Origin of the sequence: Burkholderia sp. BCC1972 (assembly GCF_905339605.1) — a bacterium.
Lineage (GTDB): Bacteria > Pseudomonadota > Gammaproteobacteria > Burkholderiales > Burkholderiaceae > Burkholderia.
In genome coordinates, this window is the sequence record NZ_CAJPGH010000006.1 from 23,675 (window position 1) to 46,003 (window position 22,329).

Genomic DNA, 22,329 nt, shown 5'->3' on the forward strand with positions numbered 1-22,329 from the left:
CGGAGGCGGAAGCCGTGATGAAGAAAACCCTTCTCCGCGCGGCTGCCGGCGCCGCCGTGCTGGCGCCGCTCGCGGCGCACGCGCAGAGCGCCGGCAGCAACGTCGTCACGCTCGGCTGGTTCCATATCATGCCGCAGCAGAGCAGTACGCCGATGACGACCAACGTCGCGCCGACGCCGATCAACACGCCGCTGCGGCTGCCGCCGTCGTTCACATCGCCGGGCACCGGGCTGCACACGAGCGGCGCCGACACCGTCGGCCTGACGGTCAGCCACTTCCTGACCGACCACATCGCGGTCACGTCGGTGGCCGGCGTGCCGCCGGTGTTCAAGGTGTCGGGCCAGGGCACGATCAAGCCGCCCGGACCGGCCGGCGCGCTCGGCACGCAGAACATCGGGCTGGCCTCGGTCAACCCGATCGTGAAGAGCGTGCGGCAGTGGAGCCCGGCGGTGATCCTGCAGTACTACTTCGGGCAGGCGACCGCGAAGTTCCGGCCGTTCCTCGGCCTCGGCGTGTCGTACAACTGGTTCAGCGACCTGCAGCTCAACACGAACTTCATCAAGCAGACGCAGGACAACCTCGGCGCGATCCTCGCGGCGGGCGCGGGCAAGCCGGGTACGACATCGGTGGAAGCGAAGGCGTCGTCGTCATGGCAGCCGGTGTTCAACGCGGGCCTGCAGTACAACATGACGGAGCATTTCGGGCTGATCGCGTCGGTGACGTACATCCCGCTGAAGACGACGTCGACGGTGACGATCAAGGCGGCCGACGGTTCGGTGCTCGCCGAGTCGAAATCGGACCTGAAGGCCGACCCGATCATCAGCTACGTCGGGATGACGTACAAGTTCTGACGCCGGCGAGCGCCGACGAATGGATTGCCGCGGCAAAATCGCAGGCAAAAAAAAGCCCGCCTAAGAGGCGGGCTGAATCCATATCAGAGGAGACATGGAGGAGACAGGTGCCACTATATCGAATCAGTTTCCGCATTGCAACATTTCCGTAGAGAAAATAAGGATTTTCCCTCGAACGCTGCCTCTAGTTCGCCATTGCCGTATCTGACCCCTTCCCGTTTTCCCGGTCGAGCACCTCGCCCAGTGCGTCGCGCAGCAGCGCGACAGGCCGCGCCAGTCGGCCCGGCAGCGTGCCGTGCGCGATCCACACGTTGATCCGCGTCTCCAGCCCCGTCGTTTCCACCACTCTCAGCGCATCGCGATGCGCACTGCGCGCCAGCGCATTCGGTGCCGCGATGCCGATGCCGGCACCGCGCGCGACGAGCGACAGCTGCAGTTCCGAGCCGAATGCCTCGACCGCGACATCGAACGGCAGCCCGGCCGCGCCGAGCGAGCGGCTCAGCGCCGAACGCATCCCGCAGCCGTCCTGGCTCAGCACCCAAGGAAACCCCGACAGCGTGTCGATCGACAGCGGACCGTCCGGCAACGGGTAGTCGCGCGCGGCGACGAGCACCGTCGGCTGCGTGCCGAGCAGCGTCGCGGTGATCGTGTCGGGCAGCGCCGCACTGGCGGGCACCATCACGGCCGCCACGTCGAGCGTGCCGCGCTCGATGCCCTGCAACAGCGCCGGCGACCAGCCGGCCGTCACGCGCAGCGTGAGGCGCGGGAACGCGTCGCGCAGCCGGTCGATCGGCCGCTCCAGCGCGAGCTCGGACAGGAACGGCGGCACGCCGATACGCAACTCGCCCGACGGCTCGCTCTCCGGCGCGCCCGCCGCCATCAGCTCGTCCACCGCGAGCAGCACGTTGCGCGCGAGCGCATAGACGTCGCGCCCGGCGGCCGTCGGCTTCAGCGGCTTGCTTTGCCGTTCGAGCAGCGGCATGCCGAGCAGCGTTTCGAGGTTCTGCACGCGCCGCGTCAGGCCCGGCTGCGTCAGGTGGAGCTTCGCGGCCGCGGCAACCATCGACCCGCTGTCGACCACCGCGACGAATGCCTGGAGATCACGCGTATTCAAAACAAACTCGCATAATCATGTTAGAGATATTTCAATTGTCGCATAAACATCGAGCGCCTACGATGGGGATTCCTTCGCCCCTTGTCCCAGGCTTCCGATGAACTGTCCTGCCAACCGTTGCCCCGCCTCCGTTCCGCCGTCCGTCACCGCGCCGCCCGCGCTGAGCGCCGGGATGACGCTGTTCTTCGCCGCGACGGTCGGCGTGATCGTGATGGACCTGTTCGCCGCGCAGCCGCTGACGGGCCCGATCAGCGCCGACCTGCACCTGCCGCCCGGCCTCGCCGGCCTCGTCGCGATGCTGCCGCAGCTCGGCTACGCGGCCGGACTCGTGCTGCTCGTGCCGCTGGTCGACCTGCTCGAAAACCGCCGCCTGATCGTCGCGACGCTCGCCGCGTGTGCGGCCGCGCTCGCGCTGCCCGCGTTCACGCGGTCCGGCACCGTCTTCCTGCTGGCGACGCTGGCGGCGGGCGCTGCGTCGAGCGTGATCCAGATGCTGGTGCCGATGGCCGCATCGATGGCGCCCGAAGCGCAGCGTGGCCGCGCGGTCGGCAACGTGATGAGCGGGCTGATGCTCGGCATCCTGCTGTCGCGGCCGCTCGCGAGCCTGATCGCGGGCTCGGCCGGCTGGCGCGCGTTCTACTTGCTGGCCGCGCTCGCGAACGCGGCGATCGCCGTCGTGCTCGCGCTGCGCCTGCCGTCGCGCACGCCGACGGCCACGGCCGGCTACCGCGCGCTGCTCGCGTCGCTGGGGCGCCTGCTTGCCGACGAACGCGTGCTGCGCCGCCATGCGCTGTCGGCCGCGCTCGCGATGGCCGCGTTCAGCGCGTTCTGGACGGCCGTCGGGCTGCGGCTCGCGCAGCCGCCGTTCGCGCTCGACCTGCACGGGATCGCGCTGTTCGCGTTCGCCGGCGCCAGCGGCGCGATCGTCACGCCGCTCGCCGGCCGCGCCGGCGACCGTGGCCACGGCCCGGCCGCGCAGCGGATCGCGCACGGCACGATGCTCGCGGCGCTCGTCGTGCTCGGCATCGCCGGGGCCGGCTGGTTCGGCTTCGACGCGCCTGCGCATCGCGGCATCGCACTCGCGCTGCTGGCCGGCGGCGCGGCGCTGCTGGACGCGGGCGTCATCGTCGACCAGACGATCGGCCGCCGCGCGATCAACCTGCTGAATCCGGCCGCGCGCGGCCGCCTGAACGGGCTGTTCGTCGGCCTGTTCTTCGTCGGCGGCGCGCTCGGCGCGGCGCTCGCGGGCAGCGCGTGGGCATGGGGCGGATGGAGCGCGGTGTGCGGCGTCGGCTTCGCGTTCGCCGGCGCAGCCGCCCTGTTCGGGCTCGCGGCCGGACGCGGGGCCGGCACGGCGGCGTTGACTCGCCCGCGAGCGTAAGCGGGCAGCGACGACGCGACGCCGAAAAACCGAACGCCCCGCCCTCTTGCGAGGGACGGGGCGTTCGATACGCCGGGATCCGGCCAGGCCGAAATCAGTGACGGACCAGCGCCATCATCGCGCCGAAGCCGACGAACAGCCCGCCCGTCAGCCGGTTGAACACCTTCGCGACGCTCTGGCTCTTCAGCGTCGCGCCGATGCGCGTGCCGAACGATGCGTAGACGAGATACCAGCTCACCTCGATCGCCGCGAACGTGACGACGAGGATGCCGAACTGCGGCAACGTCGGCTCGGCCGCGTTGATGAACTGCGGCAGCAGCGCGGCCGCGAACAGGATCGCCTTCGGGTTGCTGCCCGCGACCAGGAAGCCATTGCGGAACAGCACCATGCGCGACACCGATGCGCCTTGCGACACGGCATCGACGTCGGCCGCCGGCGTGTCGTCCACGCGTGCACGCCACGCCTTCACGCCGAGATAGATCAGGTAGGCCGCGCCCGCGAAGCGCAACGCATTGAACATCGCCGGCCATGCCTCGAGCACCGCGCCGAGCCCCGCCGCGGATACCGCGAGCATCAGCACCAGCGCGCTCAGGCAGCCGGCCATCGTCGCGGCCGAGCGGCGCAGCCCGTGCCGCGCACCGTGCGTCATCACGAGCAGCATGTTCGGACCCGGAATCGCCGACACGACGAACACCGTCGCCACGAAAAGCCACCACGTATGCAAGTTCATGACTGCCTCTGCCTGAATGTCGGGGAAATGAAACGTCGATTATGCCGTGAGCAGCGCGCGCCTGTCGCGCGTCAGCGGCCGGCGCGGCGCAGCGCGACCTCGCCGAGCACCGCGAAATCCTGGTCGCCGCCGCCGTGCGCAAGCGCATCGAGCAGGCTGTCGCGCACGACGCTCGCCACCGGCAACGGCACCGACGTCGCGTCGCCGGCTTCCAGCGCGAGGCGCACATCCTTCAGCCCGAGCCGCGCCTTGAAGCGCGCGGGCTCGTAACGCCGCTCGGCGATCATCGAGCCGTAGCCTTCGTAGACGGGCCCCGGAAACACGCTGCCGGTGATCACGTCGAGGAAGTCGCGCATCGCGACGCCGTGCGCGCCCAGCAGCGCCGACGCCTCGCCGAGCGTCTCGATCGCCGATGCGAGCGTGAAGTTCGCGGCGATCTTCGCGACGTTCGCATGCTGCGGCAGCGAACCGAACCGCCAGGTCTTCTGGCCGATCGCGTCGAACAGCGGCTGCACGCGGTCGATCGCCTCGGCCGGGCCGCCCGCCATGATCGTCAGGCGCGCGGCGGCCGCCACGTCGGGCCGCCCCATCACCGGTGCGGCGACATAGTCGATGCCGCGCGACGCATGCGCGTGCGCGAGCGATTCGGCGAGCGCGACCGATACCGTCGCCATGTTCACGTGAATCAGCCCGCGCGGCGCCTGCGCGAGCAGTGCCTCGTCGAACACGGCGCGAGCGGCGGCATCGTCGCCGAGCATCGAGAACACCGCGTCGCCGCGAAACGCGTCGGCCGGCGTGTCGACGATCTGCGCGCCGAACGCCGCGAGCGGCTCGGCACGCTCGCGCGAGCGGTTCCAGACCCGCACCGTGTGGCCCGCCTTCAGCAGGTTCGTCGCGATCGCCTGCCCCATTTCGCCCAGCCCGATAAACCCGAGATCCATCGCCCTCTCCTTCGCTCCGTGAAGCCGCGAGTTAATCACAGATGGCGGCTGCCTGCAGCGCCTGCCACCGGCCGGGCGCGGTGCGATACTGGACGGATGGCGACCGCGACCTTCCGCTTCCACGGCGAACTGAACGCCTTTCTCCCGCGCGCGCAGCGCGAGCGCGCGTTCGGGCACGCGTGTGCGCGCGACGCGACCGTGAAGCATGCGATCGAGGCGCTGGGTGTCCCGCATACCGAAATCGGTCGGCTTTGCGTGAACGGCGTACCGGCCGCGCTCGACCGGCCGCTCGGCGACGGCGACCGCGTCGAAGCCTTTCCGGAACGCGCGCGGCCGGCGGCGAACGGCACCACCGCGCCGCAACCGGCGCCGTGGCGCTTCGTCGCCGATGCGCATCTCGGCGGCCTCGCGCAACTGCTGCGCCTCGCGGGCTTCGACACCTGTTACGACAACCACTACCGCGACGACGAACTCGCGGCGCTGGCCGAGCGGGAGGGCCGGATCGTGCTGACCCGCGACCGCGAACTGCTCAAGCGGCGCGCGGTCGTGCGCGGCTGCTACCTGCACGCCGTGCAGCCGGCCGACCAGTTGCGCGAACTGTTCGCGCGGCTCGACCTCGCGCCGCACATGCGGCCGTTCCGGCTGTGCCTGCGCTGCAATGCGCCGCTGCACCCGCTCGAGGCGGCTGCCGCCGCACCGCGTGTGCCGGACGGCGTCCGGCAGCGGCACCGGCGCTTCGCCGCGTGCGACGTGTGCCGGCGCGTGTTCTGGGAGGGCTCGCACTGGCGGCGCATGCGCGCGGTGGTCGACGCGATGCGCGCGCCGCAGCCCGTCCGGCTCGACGAACCGGGCGAACCGGACGAACTCGGCGCCTGAAAAAACAAAACCCCGCATGCCGGAGCATGCGGGGTTGGCCGACCGATGACCGGCAACGCCGGCCGTGGCGGCGAGCCGCTTAGTTTTGCGCGCCTGCGTCGTTCGTGCCGGCGGCCGATGCGGCAGCAGCCTTCGCCTGGCCCTTCTTCGAACCGTGGTGCTTCAGCTGGTGCTTCGGCTTGCTGTGATCCTTCTTGGCCGGTGCCGGGGCAGCTGCCGACGTGTCGGCTGCCGGCGCGGACGCCTGTGCGAATGCCGAAACCGATGCGAGTGCGAATGCTGCGGCGATGATCGAAGCGAGCGTCTTCTTCATTGTTCTTCCTTTAGCGGAGAAAAAATCAAACGTACCGGTAAGTAAAGATGCGAGGCATTCGCATCGGAGCCCCAGGCCGCGAGGCCGGCTTTCGCCGTTCCGTCGCGACAAAACCTGACGCACTGGTTCCATAACGCCTCGTGTTCGCGGCAAGTTGACACGTTGCTTGCGTCCCTCGGGTTTCCCCGGAGGCGCGCGTGCGCTCCGGTCCCGGCGCCCCGTCCGGCGGCCGCGACAGCGGCGCGGCAAACCCGCTCGCGCGCCATCGGGGCGACGCTTATACTGGCGTCCATCCGTCCCTTCCCGGGAAACCGGATCGCGGCCGGTCGCCAGACCGCCGCCGTCTCGAGGCGCTCAAATTGCCCGATCACAATCTGGACAAACTGAAAATCGACCGGCGTCCGATCGCGCCGCCGCCCCGCCGGCGCCGGTGGGTCCGCTATGCGGCCGCCGCCGCGATCATCGTGATCGCGATCGGCGCCGGCCTCGCGCTCACCGGCCGGCCGACCGTCGAAACCACGTCCGTCACGTCCGCCTATCCGTACCAGAACGACACGCAGCTCAACGCGACCGGTTACGTCGTGCCGCAGCGCAAGGCCGCGGTCGCGTCGAAGGGCCAGGGGCGCGTCGAATGGCTCGGCGTGCTCGAAGGCACGCGCGTGAAGAAGGACGACATCATCGCGCGCCTCGAAAGCCGCGACGTGGAAGCGTCGCTCGCGCAGGCGCGCGCGCAGGTGCAGGTCTCCCGCGCCAACCTCGGCGTGGCGCTGGCCGAGCAGAAGGACGCCGAAATCGCGCTGCGCCGCACCGCCGCGCTCGCGCCGAAGGGCGCCGTGCCGGCCGCGCAGCTCGACATCGACACGGCTCGCGTGAACAAGGCGCGCGCGTCGGTCGGCAGCGACCAGGCCGCGATCGCGTCGGCCGAAGCGAACGCGCAAGCCGCCCAGGTCGCGGTCGACCAGACGGTGATCCGTGCGCCGTTCGACGGCATCGTGCTCGCGAAGCATGCGAACGTCGGCGACAACATCACGCCGTTCTCGTCCGCGTCGGACAGCAAGGGCGCGGTCGTGACGATCGCCGACATGGACACGCTCGAAGTCGAGGCCGACGTCGCCGAATCGAACATCGCGAAGATCCGCGCCGAGCAGCCGTGCGAGATCCAGCTCGACGCGCTGCCGGACCTGCGCTTCGCGGGCCGCGTGTCGCGCATCGTGCCGACCGTCGACCGCTCGAAGGCCACCGTGCTCGTGAAGGTGCGCTTCGTCGACCGTGACGAGCGCGTGCTGCCCGACATGAGCGCGAAGATCGCGTTCCTGTCGAAACCCGTGTCGGCGCAGGACCGCCAGCCCGTGACGGCCGTGCAGGCGAGCGCGGTGGTCGAGCGCGACGGCCGGCCGGTCGTGTTCGTCGTGAAGGACGACACCGTGCGCGCGGCAGCCGTGACGCGCGGCATGCGGATCGGCGAACTGGTGGCGATCCGCGGCGTGAAACCCGGCGACACGGTCGTGCTCGCGCCGGGCGTGAAGCTGAAGGACGGCGCGAAAGTGACCGTCGCGAAGAAGTAGCGCGCGCGTGAACGACGCACCGCCGCCCCTCGTCGAGATCAGCCACGTCGCGAAGTCGTACCGGCGCGTCAACCAGATCGTGCCCGTGCTGACCGACATCACGCTCGACATCGGCGAAGGCGACTTCGTCGCGCTGATGGGGCCGTCGGGCTCCGGCAAGAGCACGCTGCTGAACCTGGTGGCCGGCATCGACCGGCCCGACAGCGGCGAGCTGCGCGTGGGCGGCCTCGACATCTCGCGGCTCGCGGAGGCGCAGCTGGCCGAATGGCGCGCGGCGAACGTCGGCTTCATCTTCCAGTTCTACAACCTGATGCCCGTGCTCACCGCGTTCGAGAACGTCGAGCTGCCGCTGATGCTCACGCACCTGTCGCGCCGCGAGCGGCGCGAGCGCGTCGAGCTCGTGCTCGACATGGTGAACCTCGGCGACCGCACCAGCCACTACCCGTCCGAGCTGTCGGGCGGCCAGCAGCAGCGCGTCGCGATCGCACGCGCGCTGATCACCGACCCCGTGCTGATCGTCGCCGACGAGCCGACCGGCGACCTCGACCGCGCGTCGGCCACCGACGTGCTCGCGATGCTGCAGCGGATGAACGCCGAGCTCGGCAAGACGATCATCATGGTGACGCACGACGCGCACGCGGCCGGCGCCGCGCGCTCGCTCGTGCATCTGGAAAAAGGGGAGCTGATCGATGGGCACGCCGGCTGAGCGGCGGCGGGAGCGCGCGCGATGCATGTGCTGAAGCTGATCGCGCGCAACGCGCTGCGCCACCGGCTGCGCACGCTGCTGACCGTGCTCGGGCTGACCATCGCCGTGCTCGCGTTCGGGCTGCTGCATACCGTGGTCGACGCGTGGTACGCGGGTGCGGCCGCCGCGTCCAGCGGACGGCTCGTCACGCGCAACGCGATCTCGCTCGTGTTTCCGCTGCCCGTCAGCTACGAGAACCGGATCCGCGGCGTCGACGGCGTGACGGCCGTCGTCCGCTCGAACTGGTTCGGCGGCATCTACCGCGACCCGAAGAACTTCTTCGCGAGCTTCGCGGTGTCGGAGAACTATCTCGACCTGTATCCGGAATTCATCATCCCGGCGCAGCAGCGCGCCGACTACGACCGCGACCGCCGCGGCTGCCTCGTCGGCCGCCAGCTCGCGGCGCAGTTCGGCTTCAAGGTCGGCGACGTGATCCCGTTGAAGGGCACGATCTACCCGGGCACGTGGGATTTCGTCGTGCGCGGGATCCTCGACGGCCGCGACGACTCGACGATCACGCGCCAGCTGGTGTTCCACTGGGACTACCTGAACGAGACGGTGCGCAAGCGCACGCCGAAGCAGGCCGACCAGGTCGGCGTGTTCGTGCTCGGCGTCGCGAACCCCGACGACGGCGCATCGATCGCGCGCAACGTCGACACCGTGTTCAAGAACTCGCTCGCCGAGACGCTGACCGAGACCGAGCAGGCGTTCCAGCTCGGCTTCGTCGCGATGTCGAACCAGATCATCGCGGCGATCCGCCTGGTGTCGTATGTGGTGATCCTGATCATCATGGCCGTGATGGCGAACGCGATGGCGATGAGCGCGCGCGAACGCACGGCCGAGTACGCGACGCTGAAGGCGCTCGGCTTCGGCCCCGGCTTTCTCGCGCTGATCGTGTTCGGCGAATCGGTCGTGATCGCCGTGGCCGGCGGCGCGCTCGGGATCCTCGCGACACCGCCCGCCGCGAGCCTGTTCAAGCAGGCGGCCGGCGGCATCTTCCCGGTGTTCAAGGTGTCGGCCGAGACGGTCGCGCTGCAGGCCGCATGCTCGGTCGCGGTCGGCTTCGCGGCCGCGATCGTGCCGGCGTGGCAGGCCGCACGCGTGCGTGTCGTCGAAGGCCTGCGGGCGATCGGGTAACGACGCGCATGGCGATCCCGCTCACCTACATCGCGCGCAACCTGTGGACCCGGCGCCTTACCACCGCGCTCACGGCGGGCGGGATGGCGCTCGTGATCTTCGTGTTCGCGACCGTGCAGATGCTCGACGCGGGGCTCACGCAGACGCTCGTGTCGACCGGCGAACCCGACAACGCGGTGGTGATCCGCAAGGGCGCCGAGACCGAGATCCAGAGTTCGATCGACCACGCGCAGGCCAACGCGCTCGAGATGCACCCGGCCGTCGCACTCGGCCCCGACGGCCGGCCGCGCGTGTCGAAGGAAGCCGTCGTACTGATCTCGCTCGTGAAGACGTCGACCGGCAAGCCGTCGAACGTCGTGATCCGCGGCGTGTCGCCGGCCGGGCTCGCGCTGCGCCCGCACGTGACGCTCGCGGCCGGCCGGATGTTCGCGCCCGGCTCGTCGGAGATCATCGTCGGCAGCGCGATCGCGAAAGGCTTCAGCGGCACGCAGCTCGGCGACCGCCTGCATTTCGCGCAGCGCGACTGGACCATCGTCGGCCTCTTCGACGCGGGCGGCAGCGGCTTCGACTCGGAGATCTGGGGCGACGTCGACCAGTTGATGCAGTCGTTCCGGCGCACCAGCTATTCGTCGATGGTGCTGCGCATCCCGAGCGCCGACGGCTTCGCGCGCTTCAAGGCCGACATCGACGTCGACCCGCGGCTGACCGACGAGGCGAAGCGCGAGCAGACGTTCTACGGCGACCAGTCGAAGTCGCTGTCGACGTTCATCAACATCCTCGGCATCACGCTGTCGACGATCTTCTCGATCGCCGCGATGATCGGCGCGATGATCACGATGTACGCGTCGGTCGCGAACCGCGTGGCCGAGATCGGCACGCTGCGCGCGCTCGGCTTCAAGCGCAGGAACGTGCTCGCCGCGTTCCTGCTGGAAGCGCTGCTGCTCGGCTTCGTCGGCGGCGTCGCGGGGCTCGCGTGCGCGTCGCTGATGCAGTTCGCGTCGTTCTCGACCACCAACTTCCAGACCTTCTCCGACCTGTCGTTCCGCTTCGTGCTGACGCCCGCGATCGTCGTGAAGACGCTGCTGTTCTCGCTCGTGATGGGGCTCGTCGGCGGGTTCCTGCCGGCGATGCGCGCCGCGCGGCTGAAGATCGTCGACGCGCTGCGCGCGCAGTAACGCAATGACGCGCGCAGCCGTTCATCAGCTTGAGCGCGGCACCCACGCGCCGTGGAACCCGGCCGGCACGCGGCGCGGCAGGTGCACGGTCGCGACCGGCCCCGCGTCGATCGCGCGTGCATCGAGGATCACGACGTCGCTCGTATCGGTCGCCGCGCGGTAGACCATCACCAGCAGCCAGCCGTCGTCCTCGCCGGTGCCGCCCGCGCGCGGCACGAACACCGGCTCGCCGTTCTGGTCGCCGGCCGGCACCGCGTAGTGCGTCGTCGTGCCGCGCAGGTGATCGAAGCGCATCACGCCGCGCATTTCCGCGTTGTTCGGCTGCTCGACTGCATACAGGTAGCGGTAACGGCGCCCCGTCAGGCTTTCGTTGATGCGCGGCAGCTCGATGCCGCCGTCGGCGAGCGGCCCTTCGTCGACCAGCCCGTTCGCCGTATCGATCACGTAGCGCCACAGCTCGCCGACCGGGTTGTCGGCGAAGCGGCCCGTGCGCGGGTCGAGCCGCAGGAACGACGGATAGCGCACCGCGTCGAGCACGATGCACGACGCGTCGCAGTCGTACGCGTTCACGACGTGCTGGATGAAGCACGGCTCGACCTCGAACCAGCGCACCGCGCCGCCGTGGCGCGGCATCACGCCGATGCGCGCGGGCCGGTCGTCGTGCCAGCGCAGCGGCATCCGGTGGCCCTGTTTCAGCAGCGAGAAGTCGTAGCCGACGTTCAGGTCGAGCAGCAGGCTGCGGGTTTCGGTGATCGCGAGGTCGTGCATCATCGACGGCGCATCCAGGTCGATCTCGACGTCGACACGCTGCACGCCGTGCGCATCGATCACGCCGTAGCGCAGCCACGGCGCGCGCCAGTCCGCACGGAACGTCATCAGCTCGCCGGTCACCGGGTCGACCTTCGGATGCGCGGTCATCCCGCCGCCGAAGACCGCATGCCGCGCCGGCACGCCGAGCGAATCGAGCGCGACCGTGATCGCGAGCGGCGCGCCGCCCTCGGCCAGCGCGAGCAGCTCGCCCGCATGCTGCAGCACGTTCACGTTCGGATTCGTGTCGGGCAGCTGCGGCGCCTGCGCGGGCGCATGCACGGCCGCCCAGCGCTGCGTGCGCGCCCAGCGGTTCCGGTAGCCGGTCGCGCGGCCGTCGTCGAACGCGATCGCGTGCAGCATCGCGGCTTCCGGCCACCACGACAGCATGTCGCTGCCTTCGAAGCGGCCGCCCGGCGGATTCGGGCCGTTGCGCAGCAACGTGCCGTCGAGTTCGCGCGGAACGGCGCCCGTCACGCGCAGGTCGACGATATCGGCTTCGTCGGCGACCGGCGCGATCGCGCCGCGGTGCAGGTCGAATACGGTCATTGCGTCGGCGCTCCGTCAGCAATCTTCGGCGGACGGCGGCAGGTCGCCGCGCGCCAAGGCGAGCGCATGGTCGCGCACGTCGTCCGGCCAGTCGGCAACCAATTCCGCCAGCCGCGCCGGATCGTTCGCATACAGCGCCCGCGCGGCCTCCTCGAAACCGGGCAGGTCGCCCGCCATCGCCGACATGAAGTGGTAGGCGCGCGCCTGCGCATCGCGGTGCCGGTCGGCCGCCGCATGCGTGCGCCGCGCGTCCTCGACGAGCTTGCGCAGTGCAACCGACGCGCCGCCCGGCTGCGCGCCGAGCCATTCCCAGTGACGCGGCAGCAGCGTGACCTCGCGCGACACGACGCCGAGCTTCGGCCGGCCGCGGCCGCGCGGTTCGCCGGCGCCGGACAGCTCGCCGGCAGCGCCGGACGGGTCGCCTGACGGCGGTGCATAGCGCGCGCGGATGTCGTCGTCGGTACCGCGCAGGTCGAGGTCGATCGAGCGGCCCGTCGCATCGTCGAAGATCAGGATCGTGCCCGGCGTCGCCGCGCCGGCAGCCTGCCGGACCGCGAGCGCGACCGTCGCGAGCGGGCCCGACGCGAGCCGCCGGTGGCCGTCAAAGGCCGTGTACGAAGGAAGGAGCGTGGAGGTGGTCATCGTGGTCGCCCGCGGGCAGGAATCAGAATGACGCTATTTTTATCCGGGTATTAATTAGATGTCAATATTGTCCGGGTAAAAATTGACGACCGCGCGTTCGATTCATTCGGGCGACCACGGTACGGGTCAGGTCGCGCGAGCCGGAGCCGCGACGCCGCGTGCGCTTGCCAGCGCGTCGTCGAGCGACACATGCCCTTCGAACGCCAGCGATGCCGGCACCGGCAGGTTTTCCTCGATTGCGTGCGCGAACTGCACGCCTGCATCGTCGGCGAGCCGTGCGCGCAGTGCGGCGACACGCGGGAACGCATCGCGCTCGAACACCGCGTGATAGTCGGCCCAGCGCGCGATCCCGGCGAAGTAAGCGTCGGCCAGCGTCCGCCGCGCGCCCAGCAGCCACGGGCCCTCGCCGCGTTCGAGCAGCGCCTCGAGCTGCCGGTGCGCCTTCAGCACCTTGCCGCGGCCGTATGCCTGCAGCGCCGCTTTCTCCGCGCCTTCGGTGTCGTGTTCGTACACGTACCAGAGCGCGCCGAACGCGTTGAAGAACGTCGTGTTCAGCCATGCGAGCATCCGGTTCAGCCGGTCGAAATCCGTGCTGCCCTGGCGAAACGCGAGGCCGCTGCCGAGCGCCTGCGCGCCGATGTGGCCGAGGATCGCGAGGCTTTCGGTCAGCACGTCGCCGTTCGCGGTGACAAACGCCGGCGTCTCGGCGACGGGGTTCAGCGCGAGGTACGCGTCGCTCGTCACGGCGCCGGGCATCGTGATGCGCGACAGCCGGTACGGGCGGCCGATCCATTCGAGCGCGACGATCGAGCCGAACGAGCAGCCGGCGGGAATGCCGTAGAGAAGGATGGGAGACATCGGAGGATTCCGCAGAAGTTGAACGAGCAATCATGCTCCCACGGCGAACGATGACGCAGTAGCCGCTAAAATCGAAACCCATCGTTTCTTCACGTGGACGCTGAAAGTGAATCTGAACGATCTCTACCTGTTCGTGCAGGCGGTCGATGCGGGCAGCATGTCGGCAGCGGCGCGCCGGCTCGACCTGCCGAAATCGACCGTCAGCAAGCGCGTGGCCGAGCTCGAGCGCACGCTCGGCGCGCGGCTCGTGCATCGCACGTCGCGCAGCTTCCGGCTGACGCCGGTCGGCACCGAATTCTTCGAGCATGCACGCGCGGCCGTGATCGAGGCCGACAGCGCTCGCGACGCGGTGCTGCGGCAGGCCGCCGAGCCGGCCGGCATCGTGCGGCTCACGAGTTCGGTGCCGGTCGCGCAGCACATCCTCGCGCCGTGCCTGCCGGCGCTGGCGATCGCGCACCCGAAGCTGCTGTTGCAGGTTCACGCGAGCGACCGCCTCGTCGACATCGCGCAGGAAGGCTTCGACATCGCGGTGCGCAGCCATTTCGCGCCGCTGCCCGATTCCGCGCTCGTGCAGCGTCCGCTCGCGGCCTCGCCGATCATCGCCGTGGCATCGCCGGCCTATCTCGCGCGTGCCGGGACCCCGGACGAGCCCGCCGACCTCGCGCGGCACGACGGCCTCCACCCCGGCCAGCAGCCTTGGCGGCTGCAGCGTGGCAGCGACACCGTCGACGTGGCGCCGCGCATCCGCCTGCAGGCCGACGAATCGACGCTGCTGCTGCAGGCGGCGACGGCCGGCCTCGGCATCGCGTGCCTGCCCGACTGGATCGCGGGCACCGCGCTCGCGTCCGGCGCACTCGTGCGCGTGCTGCCGGGCTGGCGCACGGGCACCGTCACGACGACGCTGCTGATGCCGCACCGCCGCGGCCAGTTGCCCGGCGTGCGCGCCGCCGTCGAGTTTCTCGCGCAGCATGTGGCGCGCCATCACGGTACCGGCGCGGACGACGCGCGCCCCTGAGCGATCGCGGATCCGATCGATTCAAATGCTGAATCGATCAAGTCAGCAATTGGCATGAAAGCGCAAATGACGACATGACAGAATGGCCCGGACGCCCTGCCTGCTTCGGCGTCCGGTGCCTGCCCTCGAACCGGCGGCATCCGCACACATCACGCGCGCATCGACGCGCCGCCGCACGACGGCACCTTCCGCCCTTCGGAGGAGACAAGTCATGAATCCGCTTCACGCGCTGCCGGCGTCCGCGTCGGCGACGGCCCGGCGCACGCGCGTGCGCTGGCTCGTGCTGACCGTCCTGTTCGCGGTCACGACGATCAACTACGCGGACCGCGCGGCGATCGCGATCGCGGGCCCGAGCCTCGCCCGCGCGCTGCATCTGAGCCACGTGCAGATGGGCTTCATTTTTTCCGCGTTCGGCTGGTCGTACGTGATCGCGCAATTGCCCGGCGGCTGGCTGCTCGACCGCTACGGATCGCGCATCGTCTACGCATTCAGCATCTTCTTCTGGTCGCTGTTCACGCTGCTGCAGGGCTCGATCGGCTTCTTCGGCGGCGCGGCCGCGTTCGCGCTGCTGTTCGGGCTGCGCTTCCTGGTCGGTGCGGCCGAGGCGCCGTCGTTCCCGGCCAACAGCCGGATCGTGTCCGCGTGGTTCCCCGCCGCCGAACGCGGCACCGCATCGGCGATCTTCAACGCCGCGCAATACGCGGCGACCGTCGTGTTCGCACCGCTGATGGGCTGGCTCGTGCACGCGTTCGGCTGGCAGTCGGTGTTCGCGGTGATGGGCGTGCTCGGCTTCGCGTTCGTCCTCGTGTGGAACCGCACGATGTACGACCCGAAGGACCACCCGAACATCAACCGCGCGGAACTCGACTACCTCGCCGAGGGCGGCGCGCTCGTCAACATCGACCAGGCGACGGGCGGGCGCGACGGCGGCCCGTCGATGCGTCACGTGAAAGCGCTGCTGAAGAGCCGGATGCTGATCGGCGTGTACGTCGCGCAGTACTGCATCAACGCGCTCACCTATTTCTTCATCACGTGGTTTCCCGTCTATCTCGTGCAGGCACGCGGGATGTCGATCCTCAACGCGGGGCTCGTCGCGTCGATCCCGGCCGTATGCGGGTTCCTCGGCGGGATCCTCGGCGGCGTCGTGTCCGACGCACTGCTCAAGCAGGGCCGGTCGCTGTCGGTCGCGCGCAAGGTGCCGATCGTGTTCGGCATGCTGCTGTCGATGTCGATGATCGTCTGCAACTACACCGATTCGCACGTGCTCGTCGTGCTGTTCATGGCGCTGTCGTTCTTCGGCAAGGGGCTCGGCGCGCTCGGCTGGGCCGTCAACGCCGACACCGCGCCGCGCCAGATCGCGGGGCTGAGCGGCGCGCTGCTCAACACGTGCGGCAACCTTTCCAGCATCACGACGCCGATCGCGATCGGCTATATCGTCGACCGCAGCGGCTCGTTCAACGGCGCGCTCGTCTATGTCGTCGCGCACGCGCTCGTCGCCGTGATCTGCTACCTGTTCGTCGTCGGCGAGATCCGCCGCGTCGAGCTTCAATGAACGGCGCGGGCCGCGCCGGCCTGTCCGGCGGCCCGCGCGCCACCGGAACCAGGAGCGAACCGATGTCCGAACCCAGCCGTACCGGCACGCCGCGCGTCACGCGCATGCAGGTGATCCCCGTCGCCGGCCGCGACAGCATGCTGCTCAACCTGTGCGGCGCGCACGCGCCCTACTTCACGCGCAACCTCGTGATCCTCGACGACAGCAGCGGGCATACGGGTGTCGGCGAAGTGCCGGGCGGCGAAGGCATCCGCCACGCGCTCGAGCGCATGACCGATCTCGTGGTCGGCCAGCCGATCGGGCGCTACCAGGCGACGCTCAATGCGGTACGCGCGGCGCTGTCCGGTGCGGGTGCCGGTGCGGGCCGCACGATCCGCCACGAGGTGACGTCGGCCGGCGAAGCGGCGGTGCTGCGGCAGCCGCACGAGATCAACCTGCGGCTCGACAACGTGATCACCGCGATCGAGGCCGCGCTGCTCGACCTGCTCGGCCAGCATCTCGACGTGCCGGTCGCGGCGCTGCTCGGTGAAGGCCAGCAGCGCGACGCGGTGCCGATGCTCGCGTACCTGTTCTACATCGGCGACCGGCGCCGCACCGACCTGCCGTATCGCGACGAGACGCACGCTTCGGACGCCTGGTTCCGGTTGCGCAACGAGGCAGCGCTCACGCCGGCCGAGATCGCGCGGCAGGCCGAAGCCGCGGTCGAGCGCTACGGCTTCGCCGATTTCAAGCTGAAGGGCGGGGTGATGGCCGGCGCCGACGAGATGGAAGCGATCGCGGCGATCAAGGCACGCTTCCCCGATTCGCGCACGACGCTCGACCCGAACGGCGCGTGGTCGCTCGACGAAGCCGTCGCGCTGTGCCGCGGGCAAGGCCACCTGCTCGCCTATGCGGAAGATCCGTGCGGGCCGGAACGCGGCTACTCGGGCCGCGAGGTGATGGCCGAATTCCGCCGCGCGACGGGGATCCCGACGGCGACCAACATGATCGCGACCGACTGGCGGCAGATGGATCACGCGGTGCGGCTGCAGGCAGTCGACATCCCGCTTGCCGACCCGCATTTCTGGACGATGCAGGGCTCGGTGCGGCTCGCGCAGCTGTGCCGCGACTGGGGGCTCACGTGGGGCTCGCACTCGAACAACCACTTCGACGTGTCGCTCGCGATGTTCACGCATGCGGCGGCCGCCGCGCCCGGCACGATCACCGCGATCGACACGCACTGGATCTGGCAGGAAGGCGATGCGCGGCTCACACGCGAGCCGCTCGCGATCGTCGGCGGCAAGGTGGCCGTGCCGGAGCGGCCGGGGCTCGGGATCGAGATCGACATGGCGCAAGTCGAGGCCGCGCATGCGCTGTACAACGCGGTGGGTGGTACTGCGCGCGATGACGCGGTCGCGATGCGCTATCTGGTGCCGGGGTGGACGTATGATCCGAAGCGGCCGAGTTTAGGGCGGGTTTAGAGCGGGGCGACGGGACGGTGGGGGCAGTTGCCAAACGCGGGAAACGCCCGCATCCTGCGGCTGTCCGAATCCGGCCGCACGGCAACCGGTTCGGCACGCCTCCGTCCGACAGAACAACGACCGCTCGCCATGACGTCTTCCGATCCGAACCTGCGACAGGTCATCGTCCTCGTCCCCTACTCGCTGCTGTGCCTGCCTGCGAGCATCACCGTCGCGGGCTACGCCGCGCTCGTGAAGACGCGCGACATTTCGCACTTCGAGGGCGGCGCCGGTTACGCATGGCTCTGGCTCACGATCGTGCTGACGCTGGTGTTCTATCTGCTGGGCATCGGGATCGGCGTGCTGCTGCGGAAAAGACCCGCAGTTCTGGTGGCCATCACGGTGGCGTTCGCCGCTTTGTCGGTGCCGACGTTCAAGGCCGCCTGCGAGTTGCTGAGCTAGCCGGTGGAAAGAACGTGAGGCGTATCGTCATCGCGGGCGGGCCCTGAAACAAAACAGGCCCGATCGGTCGATCGGGCCTGTCCAACGCCGACGGGAACGCGAGCCAGGCGCGACGATGCTTCATCGCGCTGCTCCATCCGCATCCGACCCGCCGCTACCGGGCCGGGGCGGCGTGCCCCGCACTCCGCGCGTTATGCCATCGCGCCGTCGGCCTTGGGCGATGCACCGCCGACCGCATGGACCGTGACCGGTGCAGGTGCATGCTGATGTGCCTGCATCGGTGCCACCACCTCCGTCCCGACACCCGGCACCAGCCCTTGCAACGACCCGCCGGACAACCCGATTTCACCGAGCAGCGAATCGATCAGGGGCGCATGTGCGCGATAGGACAACGCCGCGGACATCGCCTGCTCGGCCAGATTGCTGCCGTTCGCAGCAGGCGTGACGCCGTCCGCGGCAGCGCCGCCGCGGTTGAGCCCGTCGACCTGGATGATCTTGATGCCGTCGATCGCCTTCATCGGCTCGACGGTCTGCTGGATCACGGCCGGCAGGGCCTGCAGCAGCGCCAGCTTGAACTTGAGGCTCGTCTGGTCGGACGACAGTGCGTTGATCGCGTCGTTCAGCGCACGTTGCGCTTCCGCTTCGGCGAGCCCCTTCTTGCGCGCCGCCTCGGCCAGCTCGACCATCGCGGCCGCCTGCATCTGGGCCGCATCGCGTTCCGCCCGTGCCTGCGTCGTGATGTGGACGGCCTGCGTTTCCGCCTCCTGCGCCGCCTCGATCAGCGCGACCTGCTTCGCCCGATCGGCTTCGGCGGTGCGGCGCGTCGTCTCGACCTGCTGTTCGGCCCGCACCGCATCCGCGAGCGACTCGCTCGCGCGCGCCTGCGCCTGGGACTGTGCCTCGGACTTCTCCGCGATCACGATGGCCTTTTCCTGCTGCGCGATTTCAGTGACCTTCGCCTGCTCGATCGCCGCCATCTGCGTGACGCGCGTCTGCTCGATCTCCTTCACGCGCACTTCGCGCTCCGCTTCCACCTTGCGGGTACGCACTGCCTGCTCGCGCTCGATCTCAGATTCCTGGATCTGCCGCTCGGCGCCGATCCGGCTCTGCTCGGCCTCCTGATGACGCTCGGCCTCGTACGCGGCGATCCGCGCGTTCTGCTCGGCCGTGCGCGTCTTGACCTGCTGCTCCTGCTCGAGCTTCATGAACGCTTCCTGCTGATCGATCTCGAGCTTGCGGGACAGCGCGTCACGGTTCTTTTCACGCACGGCCACTTCGGTGTCCTGCTCGACCTCGTTGCGCTCCTTGCGGCGCCGCTCGGTTTCCTGCGTGAGCTTCGTCAGGCCTTCCGCGTCGAATGCGTTGTTCGGATCGAAGTATTCCTTCGACGTCTGGTTGAAATTGGTCAGCGACACGCTCTCCAGCTCCAGCCCGTTCTTCGTCAGGTCTTCCGCGACCGTGTTCTGCACGCCCTGCACGAATTTTTCGCGGGCGTCCTGCAGATCCTGCATCGTCATCTGCGCCGCGGTCGAGCGCAGCGCATCGACGAACTTGTCATCGACGAGGGCACGCAGGTTTTCCGGTGCGAGCGTGCGCTGACCCAGCGTCTGCGCCGCGGTCGACACGCCCTCTTCGGTCGGCGCGACCCGCACGAAGAACGCCACGACCACGTCGACACGCATCCGGTCCTTCGTGATCAGGCTGTCACGCGTCGCCCGGCTCACTTCGAGCTTCAGCGTGTTCATGTTGATCGGGATCACCTCGTGAAACACCGGCAGCACCACCGCGCCGCCGCTCATGATCACCTTCTGCCCGCCGAGACCGGTACGGACAAACGCGCGCTCCGCGGATGCCCGAACGTAAAGACGCGCGAATATCATGCCGATCACGCAGATACCCACCACCACTGCCAATGCGACAGCGCCCCAGAATGAGAGTGCATTCATCATGATGTTTGTTCGACTCCTGTGTACGGATGGTGACAGCAACGTGCGCCAACCCGCGCCGCCCGGGGCGGCCGGCTGGTGAAACGGGATTCACAGCAATTCGGGCCGGGGATTTTCGATGGCGTGATAGCGCGAACCCGAAACGCGCGACACGAGCAGGACCGTCGTGCCTTTCGCGAATGTCCGTCCGGCCTCGTCCGGCTCCACCCGGACGTAGTGCTGCTGACCGTGCTCGTCGACGAGCCGCGCTTCGGCCGGATTGCCGAACGACGCTTCGCCCGTGACGATCCGCGCCGTACGGCCGATGAAATCGGCTTCGGACACCGCCGTCGTTTCGCTTTGCGGGAGAAAACGGGCGACGAACTTGCCGGTGTGGCGGACGAACGGCAGTGCCGCGACCGCGGCCAGCCCGACGGCCAGCGCCGTGGGCATCATGAAGCCGGCCAACGCCTGCAGCGAGGTCTGCAAGGCGAGCCCGACCACCGAAAAGCCGAGCAGGAAGAGAATCAGCAGGATCAGCAGCGGAACCCGGCCCACATGCAGCCAGCCGAGAAACTGGCCGAAAACGCCGGCGTCGGGGCCGGCGTCCGCGTGGTCGAGCCCGAAATGCATGACGAGCAGGTTGCCGGCGTGCTCGGTCAGGCTCAGCCCCATCAGCATCGACACGCATTCCAGCACGCCGATGACGATCATCAACCCGATCGCGACGACGAACGGCGCATTGCCCGGCAGCATCAGTGAAGAAGTCATTGTTGTCTTGCTCTCAGGTTCGGGAGCGAATCATCACGACATGTCGTCCGCCGACGTTCCCGATCGTGACTTCAGGCGGGCGACGCGTTCCTCGATTCGTTGTTCCTTGTGCAGCGTTTCCAGACGATACAGCAGCGACGGGTCCGCCGACGAGGGGCTGGTGCCCAACCCTGCCGTGCCGGTCGCGCCGGCCATCGTCCGGTTGAAACCCTGTTCGAGCTGCTCCGCCCGCGGATCGGCGCTCGCGGCGCCTTCCGCCGGACGCTCGCCGTCACGGGCCGTACGCGCCGCGATCAGTTCGCGCAGCCCCGCTTCCATCTCCACGCGTTTCGCGCGCAGGCCCAGCAGGTCGGCCTCGGCCGCCTGCGCGCGCTCGCTCGCCTCGTGAAGCGATTGCTGGAGCACGCCGAGCTGATCCTCGAGCTCGATCTGCCGCTCCGCGCCGGCACGCACGGCCGCATCGTCGTTGCGGGCCAGCGCGGTGCCAAGCAGGTCGTTCAACCGCTCGATCTCGTTGTTGATGCGCGCGATCGCCTTAGCCGCCTGGTGCCGTGCCGCTTCGTGCCGCCCCAGCGCAACCCGCGCGTGTGCGATCACCTCGTCGAATTCGCGCAGGTACTGCTCGAGGATGGCTTGCGGCATGCGGCTTTCGAGCGAACCGATCAAGGCATGCACGTTTGCAGTCAGCAGCCTTTTGACTCGGATACCGAAATGTTCTGTCGTCACGACGTGTCACTCCTTCAGGGATTCAGGCGGGCCAGCCGCCAGACGCCGGATTCGCGGGCCGATTACGGATTGGCCTGAGCCGGCTGAATGAGACTCGCCAATTCCTTGACCTCGTGCACGTACGCATCGAGCACGGCCGGATGATAGGCGGGAGGATTGCCGGTTACGGCAAGACGAAGCAGGCCGAGCAGCAGGCGCATGCTCTTCGCGGTCAGCCGCGCTTCGAGTTCGGCGGCGGCTTCGCCGATCGGCTTGCCCGGCGGCGCCGCCGTCACGAGGCTGGCCATGAGCTCCGGGAGTTGCGACGCGAGCAGCGTCACGATTTCAGAGCGGTGATGCGTGGCGTGTTCGTACGCGTCGATCGCGTCGAGCACCGGCCGCACCTGCTCCCTGAACAGCGCGGCGCATCGGACGAAATCATGGGCGCCCTTGACGCGGCGGCGCGCGTCGGCAATCAGCGCGCGAATCTTGTCGCTGGGGCTCGTCGCATCCGGCAATTGCAGTTCGACCAGCCACGCGAGATCGTCCTCCGGAATTCGTACCGATACGGTTTGCATGACGTTCATCCTTCGAGTCGCTTGCTCAAAGCATAGTGCGTCCGTATGCAAATGTATACGTTTGTATTTCGAGATAAATCCGGGAATCTGGCGCGTCAAAAAAAGCCTGATCTTGCGATGAGACAGGGAGCAAATCCTTGTACGCAAAGGGACGCATCTCTTTGCACTCCAACCACGGGGATCAAAGGACTCTGCAAA

22 protein-coding genes are annotated in these 22,329 nt (G+C 69.1%); 11 read left to right on the plus strand and 11 right to left on the minus strand.

The genetic code is table 11. The features are described from left to right. Nucleotides 1-17 precede the first annotated feature (17 nt). The gene (locus U5798_RS11375) at nucleotides 18-851 is read left to right on the plus strand and encodes an OmpW/AlkL family protein (RefSeq protein ID WP_124456560.1); all 834 of its coding nucleotides are present in this window, start codon (nucleotides 18-20) and stop codon (nucleotides 849-851) included. 184 nt (nucleotides 852-1,035) lie between these two features. Here the strand turns inward: U5798_RS11375 and U5798_RS11380 are convergent, their stop codons facing one another. After that, the gene (locus U5798_RS11380; RefSeq protein ID WP_322082075.1) at nucleotides 1,036-1,965 is read right to left on the minus strand and encodes a LysR family transcriptional regulator; all 930 of its coding nucleotides are present in this window, start codon (nucleotides 1,963-1,965) and stop codon (nucleotides 1,036-1,038) included. A 97-nt stretch (nucleotides 1,966-2,062) separates the two neighbouring features. Here U5798_RS11380 and U5798_RS11385 point away from each other — a divergent pair, with 97 nt between their 5' ends. Beyond that, the gene (locus tag U5798_RS11385) at nucleotides 2,063-3,346 is read left to right on the plus strand and encodes an MFS transporter (RefSeq protein ID WP_322082076.1); all 1,284 of its coding nucleotides are present in this window, start codon (nucleotides 2,063-2,065) and stop codon (nucleotides 3,344-3,346) included. Nucleotides 3,347-3,440: 94 nt separating this feature from the next. Here U5798_RS11385 and U5798_RS11390 read toward each other — a convergent pair whose 3' ends face one another. Both U5798_RS11390 and U5798_RS11395 read right to left on the minus strand, forming a co-directional pair. Next, the gene (locus tag U5798_RS11390) at nucleotides 3,441-4,076 is read right to left on the minus strand and encodes a LysE family translocator (protein ID WP_124456563.1); all 636 of its coding nucleotides are present in this window, start codon (nucleotides 4,074-4,076) and stop codon (nucleotides 3,441-3,443) included. 71 nt (nucleotides 4,077-4,147) lie between these two features. Then, on the minus strand, nucleotides 4,148-5,224 hold the full coding sequence (locus tag U5798_RS11395; protein ID WP_322082077.1) for an NAD(P)-dependent oxidoreductase: 1,077 nt from the start codon (nucleotides 5,222-5,224) through the stop codon (nucleotides 4,148-4,150). On the opposite strand from U5798_RS11395, the gene U5798_RS11400 reads away from it, so the two are divergent. Beyond that, complete coding sequence (locus tag U5798_RS11400; protein WP_124456565.1) at nucleotides 5,114-5,893, plus strand: Mut7-C RNAse domain-containing protein; 780 nt, start codon at nucleotides 5,114-5,116, stop codon at nucleotides 5,891-5,893. The genes U5798_RS11395 and U5798_RS11400 overlap by 111 nt on opposite strands. 79 nt (nucleotides 5,894-5,972) lie before the next feature. Here the strand turns inward: U5798_RS11400 and U5798_RS11405 are convergent, their stop codons facing one another. Beyond that, nucleotides 5,973-6,206: a hypothetical protein gene (locus U5798_RS11405; RefSeq protein ID WP_122944170.1), complete on the minus strand. Its 234-nt coding sequence runs from the start codon at nucleotides 6,204-6,206 to the stop codon at nucleotides 5,973-5,975. A 359-nt stretch (nucleotides 6,207-6,565) separates the two neighbouring features. On the opposite strand from U5798_RS11405, the gene U5798_RS11410 reads away from it, so the two are divergent. The 4 genes from U5798_RS11410 to U5798_RS11425 are packed head-to-tail and all read left to right on the plus strand — an operon-like array spanning nucleotide 6,566 to nucleotide 10,828. Continuing rightward, a complete protein-coding gene (locus U5798_RS11410) occupies nucleotides 6,566-7,771 on the plus strand; it encodes an efflux RND transporter periplasmic adaptor subunit (RefSeq protein WP_322082078.1) in 1,206 nt (401 codons plus the stop codon). A 7-nt stretch (nucleotides 7,772-7,778) separates the two neighbouring features. Further along, on the plus strand, nucleotides 7,779-8,477 hold the full coding sequence (locus U5798_RS11415; RefSeq protein ID WP_322082079.1) for an ABC transporter ATP-binding protein: 699 nt from the start codon (nucleotides 7,779-7,781) through the stop codon (nucleotides 8,475-8,477). A gap of 21 nt (nucleotides 8,478-8,498) precedes the next feature. Then, entirely contained in the window at nucleotides 8,499-9,653 is a 1,155-nt protein-coding gene (locus U5798_RS11420) for an ABC transporter permease (protein WP_124456568.1), read from the plus strand. Nucleotides 9,654-9,661: 8 nt separating this feature from the next. Then, a complete protein-coding gene (locus U5798_RS11425) occupies nucleotides 9,662-10,828 on the plus strand; it encodes an ABC transporter permease (RefSeq protein WP_322082080.1) in 1,167 nt (388 codons plus the stop codon). 24 nt (nucleotides 10,829-10,852) lie between these two features. Here the strand turns inward: U5798_RS11425 and U5798_RS11430 are convergent, their stop codons facing one another. From U5798_RS11430 to U5798_RS11440, 3 genes are all read right to left on the minus strand, one after another. After that, nucleotides 10,853-12,184 (minus strand): carotenoid oxygenase family protein, encoded by a 1,332-nt coding sequence (locus tag U5798_RS11430; protein WP_322082081.1) that lies wholly within the window; start codon nucleotides 12,182-12,184, stop codon nucleotides 10,853-10,855. A 15-nt stretch (nucleotides 12,185-12,199) separates the two neighbouring features. After that, complete coding sequence (locus U5798_RS11435) at nucleotides 12,200-12,826, minus strand: DUF2239 family protein (RefSeq protein ID WP_124456571.1); 627 nt, start codon at nucleotides 12,824-12,826, stop codon at nucleotides 12,200-12,202. A 126-nt stretch (nucleotides 12,827-12,952) separates the two neighbouring features. Continuing rightward, nucleotides 12,953-13,684, minus strand: coding sequence for a glutathione S-transferase (locus U5798_RS11440; RefSeq protein WP_322082082.1), 732 nt, complete (start codon nucleotides 13,682-13,684; stop codon nucleotides 12,953-12,955). A gap of 100 nt (nucleotides 13,685-13,784) precedes the next feature. On the opposite strand from U5798_RS11440, the gene U5798_RS11445 reads away from it, so the two are divergent. The 4 genes from U5798_RS11445 to U5798_RS11460 all read left to right on the plus strand — a co-directional run bounded on the left by U5798_RS11445 (nucleotide 13,785) and on the right by U5798_RS11460 (nucleotide 18,152). Then, nucleotides 13,785-14,699, plus strand: a complete 915-nt coding sequence (locus U5798_RS11445; protein ID WP_322082194.1) for a LysR family transcriptional regulator — start codon at nucleotides 13,785-13,787, stop codon at nucleotides 14,697-14,699. Between the two features lie 211 nt (nucleotides 14,700-14,910). Next, nucleotides 14,911-16,251 (plus strand): MFS transporter, encoded by a 1,341-nt coding sequence (locus U5798_RS11450; RefSeq protein ID WP_322082083.1) that lies wholly within the window; start codon nucleotides 14,911-14,913, stop codon nucleotides 16,249-16,251. Nucleotides 16,252-16,313: 62 nt separating this feature from the next. After that, nucleotides 16,314-17,711, plus strand: coding sequence for an enolase C-terminal domain-like protein (locus U5798_RS11455; protein ID WP_322082084.1), 1,398 nt, complete (start codon nucleotides 16,314-16,316; stop codon nucleotides 17,709-17,711). Nucleotides 17,712-17,840: 129 nt separating this feature from the next. Then, nucleotides 17,841-18,152 (plus strand): hypothetical protein, encoded by a 312-nt coding sequence (locus tag U5798_RS11460; protein WP_322082085.1) that lies wholly within the window; start codon nucleotides 17,841-17,843, stop codon nucleotides 18,150-18,152. A 191-nt stretch (nucleotides 18,153-18,343) separates the two neighbouring features. Here U5798_RS11460 and U5798_RS11465 read toward each other — a convergent pair whose 3' ends face one another. From U5798_RS11465 to U5798_RS11480, 4 genes are all read right to left on the minus strand, one after another. Continuing rightward, nucleotides 18,344-20,101 carry a flotillin family protein gene (locus tag U5798_RS11465; protein ID WP_322082086.1) on the minus strand — a complete coding sequence of 586 codons (1,758 nt, stop codon included), beginning with the start codon at nucleotides 20,099-20,101 and terminating at the stop codon, nucleotides 18,344-18,346. An 87-nt stretch (nucleotides 20,102-20,188) separates the two neighbouring features. Further along, nucleotides 20,189-20,848, minus strand: coding sequence for a YqiJ family protein (locus U5798_RS11470; protein ID WP_226124075.1), 660 nt, complete (start codon nucleotides 20,846-20,848; stop codon nucleotides 20,189-20,191). 33 nt (nucleotides 20,849-20,881) lie between these two features. Continuing rightward, nucleotides 20,882-21,490, minus strand: a complete 609-nt coding sequence (locus U5798_RS11475; RefSeq protein WP_322082087.1) for a PspA/IM30 family protein — start codon at nucleotides 21,488-21,490, stop codon at nucleotides 20,882-20,884. A 146-nt stretch (nucleotides 21,491-21,636) separates the two neighbouring features. Beyond that, nucleotides 21,637-22,230, minus strand: a complete 594-nt coding sequence (locus U5798_RS11480) for a hypothetical protein (protein WP_322082088.1) — start codon at nucleotides 22,228-22,230, stop codon at nucleotides 21,637-21,639. Nucleotides 22,231-22,329 lie beyond the last annotated feature (99 nt).

What these genes read in the sequence shown, in the direction of transcription:
- U5798_RS11375 (WP_124456560.1), top strand. Translation starts at nt 18, where the DNA reads ATGAAGAAAACCCTTCTCCGCGCGGCTGCCGGCGCCGCCGTGCTGGCG.
- U5798_RS11385 (WP_322082076.1), top strand. Translation starts at nt 2,063, where the DNA reads ATGAACTGTCCTGCCAACCGTTGCCCCGCCTCCGTTCCGCCGTCCGTC.
- U5798_RS11390 (WP_124456563.1), bottom strand. Translation starts at nt 4,076, where the DNA reads ATGAACTTGCATACGTGGTGGCTTTTCGTGGCGACGGTGTTCGTCGTG.
- U5798_RS11400 (WP_124456565.1), top strand. Translation starts at nt 5,114, where the DNA reads ATGGCGACCGCGACCTTCCGCTTCCACGGCGAACTGAACGCCTTTCTC.
- U5798_RS11395 (WP_322082077.1), bottom strand. Translation starts at nt 5,224, where the DNA reads ATGCTTCACGGTCGCGTCGCGCGCACACGCGTGCCCGAACGCGCGCTC.
- U5798_RS11405 (WP_122944170.1), bottom strand. Translation starts at nt 6,206, where the DNA reads ATGAAGAAGACGCTCGCTTCGATCATCGCCGCAGCATTCGCACTCGCA.
- U5798_RS11420 (WP_124456568.1), top strand. Translation starts at nt 8,499, where the DNA reads ATGCATGTGCTGAAGCTGATCGCGCGCAACGCGCTGCGCCACCGGCTG.
- U5798_RS11425 (WP_322082080.1), top strand. Translation starts at nt 9,662, where the DNA reads ATGGCGATCCCGCTCACCTACATCGCGCGCAACCTGTGGACCCGGCGC.
- U5798_RS11430 (WP_322082081.1), bottom strand. Translation starts at nt 12,184, where the DNA reads ATGACCGTATTCGACCTGCACCGCGGCGCGATCGCGCCGGTCGCCGAC.
- U5798_RS11435 (WP_124456571.1), bottom strand. Translation starts at nt 12,826, where the DNA reads ATGACCACCTCCACGCTCCTTCCTTCGTACACGGCCTTTGACGGCCAC.
- U5798_RS11440 (WP_322082082.1), bottom strand. Translation starts at nt 13,684, where the DNA reads ATGTCTCCCATCCTTCTCTACGGCATTCCCGCCGGCTGCTCGTTCGGC.
- U5798_RS11450 (WP_322082083.1), top strand. Translation starts at nt 14,911, where the DNA reads ATGAATCCGCTTCACGCGCTGCCGGCGTCCGCGTCGGCGACGGCCCGG.
- U5798_RS11455 (WP_322082084.1), top strand. Translation starts at nt 16,314, where the DNA reads ATGTCCGAACCCAGCCGTACCGGCACGCCGCGCGTCACGCGCATGCAG.
- U5798_RS11460 (WP_322082085.1), top strand. Translation starts at nt 17,841, where the DNA reads ATGACGTCTTCCGATCCGAACCTGCGACAGGTCATCGTCCTCGTCCCC.
- U5798_RS11465 (WP_322082086.1), bottom strand. Translation starts at nt 20,101, where the DNA reads ATGATGAATGCACTCTCATTCTGGGGCGCTGTCGCATTGGCAGTGGTG.
- U5798_RS11470 (WP_226124075.1), bottom strand. Translation starts at nt 20,848, where the DNA reads ATGACTTCTTCACTGATGCTGCCGGGCAATGCGCCGTTCGTCGTCGCG.
- U5798_RS11475 (WP_322082087.1), bottom strand. Translation starts at nt 21,490, where the DNA reads ATGCCGCAAGCCATCCTCGAGCAGTACCTGCGCGAATTCGACGAGGTG.